12 protein-coding genes and 3 pseudogenes are annotated in these 13,908 nt (G+C 40.4%); 3 read left to right on the top strand and 12 right to left on the bottom strand.

Annotated features, from left to right (window positions below; all coding sequences use genetic code 11):
- Positions 1-25: 25 nt before the first annotated feature.
- The 4 genes from potE to RIN69_RS06170 form a co-directional block, all read right to left on the bottom strand.
- On the bottom strand, positions 26-1,402 hold the full coding sequence (potE, locus tag RIN69_RS06185) for a putrescine-ornithine antiporter (protein WP_313856265.1): 1,377 nt from the start codon (positions 1,400-1,402) through the stop codon (positions 26-28).
- A 191-nt stretch (positions 1,403-1,593) separates the two neighbouring features.
- Positions 1,594-2,694 carry an agmatine deiminase gene (aguA, locus tag RIN69_RS06180; protein WP_313856264.1) on the bottom strand — a complete coding sequence of 367 codons (1,101 nt, stop codon included), beginning with the start codon at positions 2,692-2,694 and terminating at the stop codon, positions 1,594-1,596.
- 1 nt (position 2,695) lies between these two features.
- On the bottom strand, positions 2,696-3,607 hold the full coding sequence (gene aguB, locus RIN69_RS06175) for an N-carbamoylputrescine amidase (protein WP_313856263.1): 912 nt from the start codon (positions 3,605-3,607) through the stop codon (positions 2,696-2,698).
- 606 nt (positions 3,608-4,213) lie between these two features.
- Positions 4,214-5,290 (bottom strand): PD-(D/E)XK nuclease family protein, encoded by a 1,077-nt coding sequence (locus tag RIN69_RS06170; protein WP_313856260.1) that lies wholly within the window; start codon positions 5,288-5,290, stop codon positions 4,214-4,216.
- A gap of 154 nt (positions 5,291-5,444) precedes the next feature.
- Here RIN69_RS06170 and RIN69_RS06165 point away from each other — a divergent pair.
- Positions 5,445-5,594, top strand: a pseudogene (locus RIN69_RS06165) (IS3 family transposase); the annotation flags it as partial.
- A gap of 4 nt (positions 5,595-5,598) precedes the next feature.
- Here the strand turns inward: RIN69_RS06165 and RIN69_RS06160 are convergent.
- Positions 5,599-5,798, bottom strand: a pseudogene (locus RIN69_RS06160) (transposase); the annotation flags it as partial.
- A gap of 691 nt (positions 5,799-6,489) precedes the next feature.
- Between RIN69_RS06160 and RIN69_RS06155 the strand changes: the two are divergent.
- Together RIN69_RS06155 and RIN69_RS06150 are read left to right on the top strand one after the other, a co-directional pair.
- Positions 6,490-6,708, top strand: a complete 219-nt coding sequence (locus tag RIN69_RS06155) for a hypothetical protein (RefSeq protein ID WP_313856259.1) — start codon at positions 6,490-6,492, stop codon at positions 6,706-6,708.
- A gap of 111 nt (positions 6,709-6,819) precedes the next feature.
- On the top strand, positions 6,820-7,026 hold the full coding sequence (locus RIN69_RS06150; protein WP_313856258.1) for a hypothetical protein: 207 nt from the start codon (positions 6,820-6,822) through the stop codon (positions 7,024-7,026).
- A gap of 649 nt (positions 7,027-7,675) precedes the next feature.
- Here the strand turns inward: RIN69_RS06150 and RIN69_RS22905 are convergent.
- The 7 genes and pseudogenes from RIN69_RS22905 to RIN69_RS06120 all read right to left on the bottom strand — a co-directional run bounded on the left by RIN69_RS22905 (position 7,676) and on the right by RIN69_RS06120 (position 13,652).
- Complete coding sequence (locus tag RIN69_RS22905) at positions 7,676-7,819, bottom strand: hypothetical protein (protein ID WP_390902499.1); 144 nt, start codon at positions 7,817-7,819, stop codon at positions 7,676-7,678.
- 25 nt (positions 7,820-7,844) lie between these two features.
- Positions 7,845-8,181: pseudogene (locus RIN69_RS06145) on the bottom strand (integrase core domain-containing protein); the annotation flags it as partial.
- A 28-nt stretch (positions 8,182-8,209) separates the two neighbouring features.
- Entirely contained in the window at positions 8,210-9,391 is a 1,182-nt protein-coding gene (locus RIN69_RS06140) for an ATP-grasp domain-containing protein (protein ID WP_313856257.1), read from the bottom strand.
- Positions 9,388-10,569, bottom strand: coding sequence for an MFS transporter (locus tag RIN69_RS06135; protein WP_313856256.1), 1,182 nt, complete (start codon positions 10,567-10,569; stop codon positions 9,388-9,390). Before RIN69_RS06135 ends, RIN69_RS06140 begins: the two co-directional genes overlap by 4 nt.
- 2 nt (positions 10,570-10,571) lie before the next feature.
- Positions 10,572-11,765, bottom strand: coding sequence for an ATP-grasp domain-containing protein (locus RIN69_RS06130; protein ID WP_313856255.1), 1,194 nt, complete (start codon positions 11,763-11,765; stop codon positions 10,572-10,574).
- 8 nt (positions 11,766-11,773) lie between these two features.
- Positions 11,774-12,796: a pyridoxal-phosphate dependent enzyme gene (locus tag RIN69_RS06125; RefSeq protein ID WP_313856254.1), complete on the bottom strand. Its 1,023-nt coding sequence runs from the start codon at positions 12,794-12,796 to the stop codon at positions 11,774-11,776.
- Positions 12,789-13,652 (bottom strand): GHMP family kinase ATP-binding protein, encoded by an 864-nt coding sequence (locus tag RIN69_RS06120; protein ID WP_313856253.1) that lies wholly within the window; start codon positions 13,650-13,652, stop codon positions 12,789-12,791. The genes RIN69_RS06125 and RIN69_RS06120 overlap by 8 nt, the downstream gene beginning before the upstream one ends.
- Positions 13,653-13,908 lie beyond the last annotated feature (256 nt).

Below are 13,908 nucleotides of genomic sequence, written 5' to 3'. Positions count from 1 at the left end.
TTTATCCGTAAAAAAAACAAATACATTATGACTGGAGCACTTCTTTCTGCTCATCATTATTACTCTGTTCAATTACAGGTTTATTTTGCTGAGCGGAGGTATACCGGCCAAAGATAACCCATCCTGCGAAAGTAACCAGTGAGCCATAAACCACTGCCTGACTGCCTGAACTGTAAATGGCATAGAATGTATAGGCATTCGCGAGGAAACAGACCATACCGATTGTGACCAGTTTTGAATGGCTTAATTTTCCTTGTTTAAATTCATCAGATGACTTAATAATTGTGGAGCATGCAGACATTGATAAAATATAAGGAATAAGATCAATGACCACAGAGAAGTCGACAATGACGTTAAACTCATGACTGAAGCTTGGTGTAATGGACATCATCAAAAACAATGACTGAATAATACAAATAATGATCATGCCAATTACTGGCGCACCCCGTTTAGTTATCTTCCCAAATATTTTGTAAAAATAGCCGACATCTGCGCAGGATTTAAAAACCTGGCCGGTAGTGAACTGCCAGGTCAGTAATGATCCAAGACAGGCGATACACATCAGCAACTCGATAACTTTTCCGGTAACACCGCCAAACATGTGTGAATAGACTAAGCCGAAGGGCGCAGAAGAAGCAGCCAGTTCCTGATAAGGAATAATGCCGCCAATAACCGCAGTAGAAAGAATATAAATAACCGCAGTAAAAAGTGTTCCGGCCAAAACTGCAATCGGTACCGCTTTTTCAGGATTCTCCACCGCATCGGAATTGGCACTGGCCGATTCAAGACCTAAAAATGCCCACATCGTCAATGCCAGAGCCTGAGGCAGGGCATCAAAAAATCCAAGATGGTGGGGATTCCAGCCTGCGACATAAATGTCAGTTTTAAACCAGAACCAGCCAAGAATGATGATCCCGATAACCGGTATAATCACGCCCCATACGGTAACGGAACCAATACGCCCGGTTATTTTAGAGCTCCAGAAATTAGGTAACGTTGTCAGCCAGATAAACAGCATCGTCCACAATGCGGTCGCGATACCACCAAGTTCAATATCAAAAAAATTACAGAAATAGCCAACAGCCGAGATCGCGACTCCCACATTAGCAATCACAATAGCGATAGCATACGTGTAGTTGGCAAGCATATTACCCGATCGCCCAAAAGAATACTGAGCATATCCTCCCATCCCACCAATATTTTTACTGTAACGACCACATTTCGCAAATCCATAGGCCAAAGCCATTGCCCCGACTGAAGTTAATATCCAGGAAAAGATAGTGATATTTCCTACACCTGCCATTTGCGAGGGCAGCATAATAATACCTGACCCTATCATATTGACGACAGTGATTATTGTCAGTTGCAAAGCGCCCATTTTATGCTTTTGGGAACCTGCCATAATTATCCCCTTATTACTTTTAGAAAGTAATTATCATAATGAATATGCACAGTCGCAGTCGATTATGCATATTTTTTAATTTAACTCCCGCATCGCTACTTTCTTATTCAGACAGTCTTCAGCAGGAGTCTACCGGAGGTGTTATCGGGGATCGCCCCCGATAACCGGTGATTAGAATAGTATTAAGATATTTAAATCCGACCTGATGGGATTTGCTGCGTAATACAGTGAATATTTCCACCACCCAGCAATATTTCGCGGCTGGATAACGGTATAATTTTATGCTGCGGAAATGCTTCCTGAATCACCGCGACGGCCTTAGCGTCCGTTTGCGGATCGAACTGTGGAAATATAACCCGTCCATTTGTAACCAGATAATTGACATACGAACCGGCCAGACGCTGACCCACGCCGCGGCTCATGCCTGGACTGGGTTGTATGGAGCTCGCTTCTTCTTCCGTAATAAACAGTGGACCAGGCTGGGGCAATTTTCGGACTTTTATTTTGCGTCCTTTAGCATCTGTTTCATTTTCAAGCACATCAAGCGCTTTTTTTGACCGGGCGTATTGAGGATCACTTTCATCATCCGTCCAGGTCAGGACGACTTCCCCCGGACTGGTGAAGCAACACATATTATCAATATGGCCGGACGTTTCATCCTCATAAACGCCTAAGGGTAACCAGATCACTTTATCAATATTGAGATAATCCCTTAAATAATCCTCGATCTGGGATTTCGTCAATGCAGGATTACGATCCGGATTAAGGTGAACTTCCTCCGTTGCGATGCAGGTCCCCTCTCCGTCGACGTGAATACCGCCGCCTTCTACTACCAACGGGGCCTGATAGCGTTCGAAGTTATGGTGGGCCAGGATCTGTGGCGCGACCTGCTCATCTTTATCCCAGGGATTGTAAAGTCCGCCTTTGACTCCACCCCAAGAGGTAAAAATCCAGTCGACACCACGGCGTTCACCCTTCTCATTAATGACCAGCGTTGGGCCACAGTCGCGTACCCAGGCATCATCGCTTTCCATCGGCACAATAGTGACCCGAGAAGGCAGTATAAGTTTCGCCTCATCTACACATTCCACTGGGACACCAACAAACACTGGCGTAGCGACACTGATGGCCTCGGCCACTGCAGCGTAATTTTTCTGAGCAGGTCTGGCTCCTTCCCGCCAGTTGTCAGTTCGGTACGGCCATAGCATCCATATCGCTTCGTGAGACTCCCATTCGGCTGGCATCCAGAATCCATCGTGTGCAGGTCGGGTAACGCGTGTTGTTGTACTCATCTTATTTCTCTCCTGTCACACTGAAAGCATTCCGGCCATCTGAGGTTGTCAATATGTTGTACATTTCGGGGCGACGATCGCGGAACAGGCACCACCAGTCGCGATGCTGTTTGATTGCATCAAGATCAAAGGAATGGACCAGAATACCTTCTGAGACTTTATCGGCCTGAGCGACGAGTGTGCCGGTTTGATCAGCGATAAAGGAGCTGCCATAGAAGGTCATTTCGAGGCCGGGAGTAAATTTACTCTCTTCAGTACCGATACGGTTAGATGCGATAACCGGCACCATATTGGCGCCCGCTGCACCACATTGCACATGAGTCCAGTGTGGTTGACTGTCATACTGGCCTACCCCCTCACCAGGTTCTGTACCTATCGCGGTCGGATGAAAAATCAATTCCGCACCCATCAAAGCCAATGAACGCTGAGTTTCAGGAAACCATTGATCCCAGCAGATACCGACCCCAATTCGGCCAAACTGTGTATCCCAGACGCGGAAACCGGTGTCCCCGGGAGTAAAATACTGTTTTTCCTGATAACCAAAATCATTGGGAATATGCGTCTTACGGTAATAACCCAGAATGGACCCATCGGCGTCAATCATTGCCAGCGAGTTGAAATAGGCATTATTTCCTTTCTCAAAAAAAGAAAGGGGCAGAACAATATTTAGTGATTTTGCTAACGCTTGAAAATGTCTCAGCAATGGACTGTTATCTACTGACTGAGCCAGAGTTAAATGACGCATATCCTGATCAATACAGAAATAAGGCGACATAAATAACTCCTGGAGCAGAATCACATTAGCGCCTTTTGCCTGTGCTTCGCGTATGAGCTTATCTGCTCGTGCAATATTTTCCTCTAAATTCCAGCTGCAGTGCATTTGAGTTGCAGCCACCGTAACCATTCTGGTCATAGTTATCTCCTGATATTTAATAATTAATAAGTGATTCGTTCTGATGAAGAATATTATCTAAAAACAACCTTATGTAAAGTTTTCACTAATTACCTATATCTCACTGAAAAAACAGAGAAGTTATTCATCTTGACATTTCGTGCTTAATTTATTTAAAGGAAGGTTTCATAGTAGTTAAAAGAATTATTTCATAATAAAAAACATAGAGTTAAAACATGATAGTAATTATCATTATGCTTTTCGATAGAGGAATGGCCTAAAAAAGACATTTTTGTTGAAGCTCAGTCGCTATTTGTTTATGAATGAAAGTGTGCAAGCCCCATAAAAAGAAACAGCATGTTTAAGCATCATTTAATTAAGGTATCAGCGTGTTTACACATTATTTAATTCGGGCTGAAGTAATCAGCAAGCAGATAAACAGCGGCAGTAGCAGGTAAGCATCGTAATTTTCTCGCCACGACGATTAATAGTTTGGAGTGAATGTGATTAATAGCAGGATTGCGGCGACAGCACTCATTAGGGCGCAGGACACTGGCTGACGCTCTGAGCCCCACGCGGACGCGCCTGGAGCATTGTTATTTCTACTACAGACCTACGCTTTCGATATTATCGTTGCTCACACTCAAAGCGATCCAGTAGAAGCATACGTTTGGCAACTTCAGTAAATAATGCTGACGTTTTAGTCGTTTGTGGTTGATAGATTCGGAAACCGATGATCGTGCGCTTACCCTCATCCCAATAATCACCCTCACAACCTTCGACGTTCAAAGCAGAGATTGCCCGCTCACGCAGCTCCTCGTCGATAAGCTCGCAAGTATAGGTACGGACCTCATATTGTTCTTCCGGCTCACCGTGCAGGAACAACACAACATCGGAATATGATGTCCAGTGTTCGAAAGAAAAACGCAGTGCTGGATAGCCGGACCATGTGTGCTGTGTCACTTTTACTTCATATTGCTGTCGACTAAATTGCGCAGTTAGCCAACGTCTACCTTCCTCCATCATCCCCTTAATCACACTGTTTTTCAGTTGCACCATTTCATGTATCCGATGCAGGTTTTCACGGATAAACTCTTCAGTTTCCACGGGGAAGGCTGGATTTATCATCAATGACTCCAGATGTAACACATATTCACGTAGCAGAATTAACCACTTATTCAGCGGCGCGCTGATAAAAGCCTCACCGAGGCGGAGAGTCAGTTGTCGGGTAAACTCACGATAGCTGACTCCCGTCCAGCCAACTGGTGCGCGACCATTCGGTGACAGCACGATGTAGTAAGGCTTTTTCTCCCGATAGCTTTCGTCATTCAGGTAAGCAGTGTAATCATCAAATGGGTTATTCAGTAGATGCCCGATTTTATTTTCGATGATCATTACCCATTCATTCGACTCGAGAAGAAGATCAATACGATTACCCGCTACGGTGCTTACCTCACGCTCCGGCGGTTTAATCAGTGCTGATGCGAGGTTACCCGCCTCTTTCAGACAAGCCAGCAGTGCATCCAGCGTCAGTGTATCTAATCCATGCTCACCATCAGGATCGAGATAAAATGCCAGCACGTCACTGACTGGGTTTTCATAATGTCCTCGTGCCCCAACAGAAAAAAGGTTAGCTTCTCTTTCGTGCGGAACAGGTAAGGTTTTAAGATGGTTGAGTAGAGATTCTAAATCCGTGAGTTTCAAACAAAGATCCTTGTGATATTAACAGCCTTTTTTTGATAACTGTGGACTAAGAGTCAATCTAATCAATAACTGAAACCCTTTTCCATTAATTTCTCACAGACTATCAAGATCTTATCGATCATCCCTAATAAAACCGGCAATCAATGTCGGTTAATCCACTATGGATAAGTAGGTTCGACAGCTGAAAGAAGAGCGAGGGGGAAAATAACCCATATCGTCACCAATGACACCTGAGCAGGTTGAAATACGCGAACTGAAGAAAAGACTTCGACGCGTTGAAATGGATAGTAATATATTTCAAAAGGCTACTGAAGTCGCCGGATCTCAGACTGAGTATCGGGCTGCGTTTTAGTGGCTGATGAATCAGGGCCCTACTTTTTTAACCAGGCGTAGAGGCTGTGCGTGGTGATATCAAGACGGGTGGCGACGCATGCAATGAATGGCCGCGGTCAACAACCTGTTTAACCGCTTCAATTTGGTACTCTTCGGGATGACGTTTATCGCTCATGGGCACCTCTCTTATCAGTCATCTTAAATGACTCTGAGGTGTCTGTTAAATCCGCGGTGATTCAATGTACCAGCGGGGTTTAGCCTAAATGCTGAGAAGGCCCCCGACTCATCAGCATAGCAGTCTGGCACAAGCTTACCCGGTAGTTCGCATTTGGCCGGTGTGAGTTGAGTAGCACCTCTTTCCCCGGAATATGAAGCTTTGGTGTCTGCCAGCGGACGTCAGGTAATGATAAACATCAGGGCGCAGAAAATTATTTACTTCAGCAAGTATAAAAAATCATATTCTTCTATATGTATTTATTTTTTAATAAAATTTATATGTTCGCATTGCTATTTCAGGATCCATGAACGCCAAAGAAGCTCCCTGTCCAGAGGAGTTGCCCCAATATAAATGAGACACATTTCACATTTATAAAAAAAAGCACAAGTAAAGCGTAAGGAATACTGGAAGCTTTAGGGTGGCATCATCACCCACAACCCCATAACAATTAGCTGATTTTATTATGAAATTAAAAAATACAAGAACCCACTCATAATTATAATATCCAGAAGGAATTTTATAACCAAGAGAAAAAACAATTCTTTTATTGTTTCACAAAGTAAGAATTTACGATACCTTACATAAGCCACATACAGGTGGGATTAAACCAATAAGGATATAGAATATGAGAACGTTATCATAACAGGAAATGGAACAGGTTTCCGGAGCAGGAAATTATTCAGATAAATACGGCCCGGGTAACAGCAGCAGCAGCAGCAGTAAAAATAATGGCGGTAATTCCTCCTCCAGTTCATACGTTGAAGGATGCAATAACGGAATTATTGGTGGAATGATTGCTGGATCGGCAGGCGGAGTCGTTGGGCTGGGGCTTGCTGGCGGAGCGATTGCGGGCGGATGCTTCTCTTGAAGCTCATCTTCTAATAATGGTAGCAATAACAGTAGTGCTGGCAATATCGGCGGACAGTGTCACTGGTAGTCACCATCCCGGCTGAAACGCCGGGATATTCGGAGTGAAATAATGCAGAAAGTAATTAGTGGACTGGTAATTTTTGTTTGTGTTCTTTTGTCAGCATCATTTTTAAAAGGTGCGGGAGTGGGTTTCGAAAAGTGGTATGGGGCTCCACAGGGTATTTCACAAATTATTGTGATAATCCTGACCATGGTAGGTTTTGTGAAAGCAGCACTCTATCTGCTACAGTTATTTTTCAAAAATAAAAAAAATTAACCTCTCAAGAACGTCTCACCGTATTTGTTTTTTTACTCTATCCGTTCGTGTCAGGCATTTTTAAATGATTTAAGCTTCTCCTATACAGAACGATGCGCATCGCCGTCTAACAAACACATAACTTTTCCAAGGTCTCTGCCGGAAAACAAGAGCCCAGCAAACACCACAGCAGAGTTTTCTAAAGCGCCGAAGATTTGAACATCGACCTTATCGGGCAGCGCCTCTCGTTTCAGAAGAACCTCACGGCTATCATCAAGTCCACAGCAAGCGACCTGCCTGATTAAGCATAAGTAACTGATAATAAAGATTTTTTTACTATGAATGAGCTATAAGTAGATCATACGGTCTGACTTAGTGTCAATCACTTTTGTGTCATCCTTGTATCACTTCTTGTGTCACCTGCCGCTGCCTGAGCAAAATCAAAGAGTCCCCATGATGTGCTCGCAGGACACTTAAAGTGCTCACAGGAAACCATCAGATAACTCAGGGGCCTATGGGGGTTAATTTGAATGTTACTCTATCTAATACTTATACAAATTTTTCTGAGAAATTCTTAAAGGTGCTTAAAAATCACCCACCGCATCCATTGCGTTCAGGCACTTGGTTGACCACATGCCCTTTAAGCCCTGGTCTTTAGCCTTAGACAACGTCAGGTGACAGCCATACAGCGCTGTTTATTAGTCGTGCAGTCACGCCAGCGTTTCATATGGTCATATGCGTAGTCAAGGTCAGCGTTCTCAGAGACGATACGTTCCATCTGTTCGGCTTTTGCCTGATGTCCTAACTGTTCCATCTTCACGGCGAAGATTGTGTAGTGGTCAACAAAAACTGGCCACGGCTTTAGAGTTTTCCAGAACAATCGCTTTGATTCATCCGGCGTCAGACCTCCATTATTTTGATGAGGTCTGAGCAGGCTGTGATATCCCATGATGTGATTTGTTATCGCCATACTGGCTTCGATAAAATTTACGAACCCATTTCCAGCACCCACGCTATTTTCAGGCTTCTCAAGAACCGTTCCATTGGGCTGTTATCCCAGCAATTTTCCCGACGACTCAGACTTTGGTTTATCTGATACCTCCACAGTAACTGTCTGAAATTCCTGCTGGTATAGTGGCTTCCTTGATCCGAGTGATACAGTAAATTAGACGGTTTAGCTTAACACCACTTTATTAAGAACTGTTCAGACCGTCAAAAATTTTAATTTCTTAGCCGACTCAATACTGTTAGTTATTGCCTCTTCCTCACTTCTTCCAGTTGTTATGACAAATCCATAACGATTGAATGAATCCTCTATTGGCTTAATAATGTCTCCAGATTTACAGCCAATCTCAATATCAATGACATTTGAACTGTGTTTTAACCTCTCAATTCCAGCAATACTAATTAATTTTCCGGGTGGGGGGTTAAAAAAACGGATCGCTGCATGGTGAGTAAAATATGTGACTTTATCAGTTGCAGAACATAAGCCTAACGGCCAAAGCATTGAAAGTTCGACAAGATCAATACCTGTACTCATTTTTACCAAAGAAGAAATCCGATCACCGCCAATTCTATTATGAGTTTCGATAATACTTATCTTATTGCCTTCTAACTTAAATTCAGTATGTGTAGGGCCATTATCAACACCGATTAAGGTAAGAAAATCTCCTATGTAGGTTTCAATTAAATTTTTAACTTCATCAGTTAGATTTGCTGGAACACAATGCCCCATTTCTGTAAAGTTCTTTCCATCGGATGACTCGATGAGAATTTTGCGTGTGATCCCCGCCACAAGATGTTTGCCCTTAAAGGAAAAACACTCTGCTGAAAACTCATCCCCATATAGAAACTCTTCACCAATTAGCTCTATAGAGAAATCAACTTCTTCAAACTCATCAATTGAGTTTATCTTCTTTACATTTTGACTACCATAACCATCAACTGGTTTCACTATAATCGGATAACCAGCAGATTCGGCAAATACACTCAATTCTTTGATATTCCCTGGATGGCAATATTTAACAGAGAAATTTCCTTTATCACAAAGAAATTTTCTCATTTCATTCTTGTCATGAATAATTTCAATGACATTGGGTGCCAAACCAGGCAAATCAAAAAAAGCTGAAAGTTCAGCAGCGATTCTCAGTGATTTTTCAGTAAGTGTAACTATAGCATGTATAGGTTGAGAGATATTGATAGAGGAAAGTAGTTTTTTCGATAAGTCAGCATCCTGAAAATCATATAAAAAAACCTGCACACCAGTAAGACCAACGTAATTACCAGCATTTTCTACCTTATCAATGATAGTAATAATCAAGTTATGATACAAAGCACAGTCTACCATGGCTGCATGAGGTGAAATAAGGACTATGTGTTTTTTCATTTAATAATTCCGTCTGATCCATTATCAGGGTTCAAAATACAGACCATTGCTACGATTGCTGAAGACAAAGACAAAACACCCCAAATACTGATTCCCATCAATCCAGAGGTATAAAGCAGTGTTCCAATGTAACTCCCTACCAACCCACCAAAAGCGCCCGCAAGACTCATTATACCAAATGTAGTAGCGACCATTTTCTTGCTAACATTTGTTGCATCGTAATCAAGACGAATCTGTATTATTATCTCTGCAAAAGAGAAAACAATCACAGCTAAAAAAACAAGAGCATAACTATCCTTTATCATATTCATCAGTAAAAAACATAATGAAAACAGAATAAAAGTAATTGAGATTACTTTTTTAGCTGCCCCATTGCATGCCCATTTAGATATTGCAGATTGAAAGAATATGACAATGAAAGCATTACAAATAAAAATGTAGCTTACAATCTTATTGTCAAATTTCTCACTGCTAAATATAGGAATTGTAACTTCAATCTGCATGTAAAATGCCATAAAGAGGAACATGAAAAGTGCAATTGCAATCATCATTCTATTCGTAAGCAGAACACCAAAATCCTTAGCACTTACTTGACTTGATGCTAACCTTTCATTACGACCTTCAAGCTTTAAATTCATTAAGGTGAGTATTGAAAAAATAACGGCTACAGTTACAAAAAGCACTGAAGGCGATAGTGTAAAAACAGACATCCCAATAACAGGCCCTATAGCTACACCTATGTTTGAAAATATCATGCGTGTTGACAATACATCTATCTTATCTTTATCACTTGTAACTTTTACAAGATAGGATTTTGCTGCAGGGAGATAGATACTGCTCCCTAACCCAATTATCGAACATGCGATAAGAAGAAGATAAAAACTATCAACATAACCGACAAGTAAATAACCTGGGATTCTTATTGTAAGTCCAAGTAGCATCGTCCCTTTAATATGCAAATAGTCAGACATTAAACCGCCGAAGAATGAACCAGCCCGCTGACACCAGAAAGCAACACCAATAATAAGTCCTACTTGAGCTGTTGTTATTGTTTCTAGCTTACTAAGATAAATTGCTAAAAATGGGATAATCATAAATATACCTATATTACTTAATAAGGAAGTAATAAGTATAAGTTTTACATTACTGCTAAAAGTATTAAATTTTATATTAAGCATACTTAGTCCATTAGTACTAATGCCTTATTTGCTTCCGACAAAGCATTCAATAAAGCCATTTCACTATTCTCAGCTGTTGTTAACAATATCGCAACACATGCAGACTGATCGGTAACGGAAATAATTTCTTTACCTGGCAAAGCACAAGGATATATTTTTGTTCTGTCTTTATTGATTAAAGTATCATTAATTTTTTGGAAACGACCGGGTTCACTGGCATAAATAAATACTTGTCCAGTATATGTTTCAGGTATTAACTCAATATCAAATAACTCTGGTCTGACTCCCATTGCCATTTCGATGAATGCTTTATATACGTTATAGTTGTAGGCCTGACAAAGAGCCTCACCAATTTGAACTCCACCAAGACGCGGGTTTACCTCTACCACCTCGAAACCATTTGCTGTAACTATGAACTCTGTGTGTGCAAAACCATCAGTGTATGATATCGCTGTAAGCACGTTTACTATCCATTCTTCTACACCTTTAAGTTCACTACTTTCAGCGTTAATCGGCAGAGAGATTGCTTTCTCCATAAAGAGTGGCATGTCAGAAAGCACTCGGCTTGAAACAGCTATTACTCTGGTTTCGCCACGAAAGCTAATTGTTTCTACACTATATAATGTTCCACAAAAGTAAGTTTCCACCAGTAATCTTTTTAAATTTTTATTTTTCTTCTCTGCAAGAATAATGTTGTTAGCTTTGATTTTATCCTCTGCAAACCAAACATTCTTCGAACCTGTACCAGTTGGATCTTTAATAATAACTGGAAATACAAAGTCTTCGCTTACGGTATCTGATGACAAATCCACATCTGTATAAACACCAGATGTTAAATCATTTTCCTTTAATATCTTGCGAAGCAAAGCTTTATTCCTACATATTGATGTCGATTTAGGGTTTTGTCCAGTAATACCCAGGATAGATGAGATTTCTTGAACGGATAGAGTCCAGGTATCGGTTAGATTAATTATACCAGAAAAACCCTCCAATTTTCGACAATACTCAATGACGTTATCGTTTTTAAAAGTGTCAATTTCCACCAAAACAAGACGATTAGTTTTAATTTTTTCTAACTCATAAAAATATATATTTCTATTATATGTAAGAAGATGGAGTGTAGCATCCAATTCTTCAGCAGCTTTCACAAGTTTTCCCAAACCAAAAGTTAACGCTTCAACCAGTACAAAATTCATAATCAACCTCATCGTTTTGATAAAAATTCATTCAAATGTTGTTTATTTTTTCTATTCCACTGGTATCTGGACCAAGGTAGAGAAAGCTCACTCGAAGCACTTATAATTACAGGCTCGAATAAATCGACTTCCTTAGCTTCCTCATGCCGGGTAAAAACAGTTTCCACATATCTGTGTCCTGTGTCGGGTGCTATAATGAGACAGGGAATATCAGGCCTTAAGCGGACTTCTCGGCTTCCAACGCAGTAGCTTCCTCCGCTAGAAAGACCAGCAAACACTGCATGCTTTCTCATCAGCTCAATCGTTCCACTAAGACAAACATCAAATGAAAGCCAATCTATCGAATCATAATTATTATATTTGACATTCTGAAAATCTATGGCACTACCGATACCAGCAATTATAATTTCTGGATCTTCAACTTCTTGCGATCCGAATGTAATACTACCAAAAGGTTGAATACCACAGAGATTAACTGTAACATTTTTCTGTCTTAAATAGATTCCAACAGCACCTGTTGAACATCCAGAACCCACACCACCTACGACCGTAATCTCCTTACAATCAAGTTCTTCTATTATAATTTTAGCGAACTCTTCATAGCCGCAATAATGAATATCGTTATGATATTGTTGCATCCAATAATAATTTTTTCTTTCCTTTATTAATTTCTCTACTTTTTCAACTCGACAATTTTGATCGTGTTTTAGGCTTCCCGCAGAAGGGACTCCTTCTACATAAGCTCCGAGAAGTTGTAATTGAATCCTCATTGAAGTGTCGACTGCCTTCGAGGCAACAATATGACAATCCAAACCATACTTATGGCAAGCCAATGCCAATGCATAAGCATAAATTCCACTTGAGCTATCAATGAGGGTAGTGTTGGAATTTATGACTCCATTCTCTAAAAGCTTCCCAACTGCATGGAGTGTAGAAAAAATTTTCATTGACTCAAAACGAGCAATGTACAAATTATTTTTTAATTTTACGATGTCGGGTGTTTTTAATGCATCTGCAATATGACTAAACATCAAAAATCTCCCCATAACAGGCTTGCAATCCCTGTTCTTCAAATATATCCTTTGCAAAGGCTATATTTTTATCATCTGGTTTCGATGCATATAGGTATCCTATGAGTGAACCTGTATGAGCAACAATCATTCCATCCGCGCTGGCATTCTTTAGTTTACTTTTAAGGCTGTGATATGATTTTTTAGGAATAACACCTTGAGATAAATCTGCACTATGGGTTGAACAATTTATGACTTGAATTTTATTAGAATCAAAAAAAGACTCACGAACTTTTCTAGACAACTCGGAATAACTCTTAACTTCATCATTATAATGTGAAATTAAAATTTCACGTGTTTTTGAAGTATCTATTCTTTTTTGTTCAAGAGCATAAATACAATATATTTTTCCTATAGGTCTATATAAATCAACAATTTTTTGCTGCTGACTCATGTACATGCAAGGAACATCAATGTAAACCGAATCAGAACGCTCGACATCTTTGAGGCATTCAATAAAGTTATCAAGTGTTGGTATAATATCTAATGCTCTACAAATGCATCTCAGACTGGCTATGATATCCGCTGTAGAACTCGACATACCTGCACCGATAACTATGTCACTATCAAAATGCCACTGCCCTTCAATTCTTGAAGTTGAAACTTTTTCGAAGAAGTTTGATAAAGTTTTTTTTACTTTAATTTTGCCTAAAGATTCAAGGTTACAATATTCGCCAGGACGGAATACTGCTTTTGTCATGTTTTTCGATAATGCTGAAATTATTGATATTTCAGTCCCTTCCTTTGTAAACATAGGGCCTTGAAAAATTTCCCCCAAGGTCCCACCACATTCAGCACTGTAAATCATTGAATTCATCTGGCACTCCATTGCTACAGATTCGCTGCCTAATTAATTTCCCATAAAAACTATAACACTCAGTTATCTTTTTTTTAACCACTGTAAACCGGCCCGTTTCGCGTAAAGCGCTCAATAAGCGTATTTTTTTTGAACAAAACGCACTTCTAAATTAGCGCGCTAATCTATTCATAGTTTTAAATTCTGCATATAATAAATAATGTAAACTTTTTATCTACACTACAAGAATTGTATGTGATATATCTCTTTTTATATA

The organism is Winslowiella toletana (assembly GCF_032164335.1).
Classification (GTDB): Bacteria; Pseudomonadota; Gammaproteobacteria; order Enterobacterales; family Enterobacteriaceae; genus Erwinia; species Erwinia toletana_A.
Note: the sequence above shows the minus strand (reverse complement) of the source record. Positions and strands in the feature narration are given on the sequence as shown.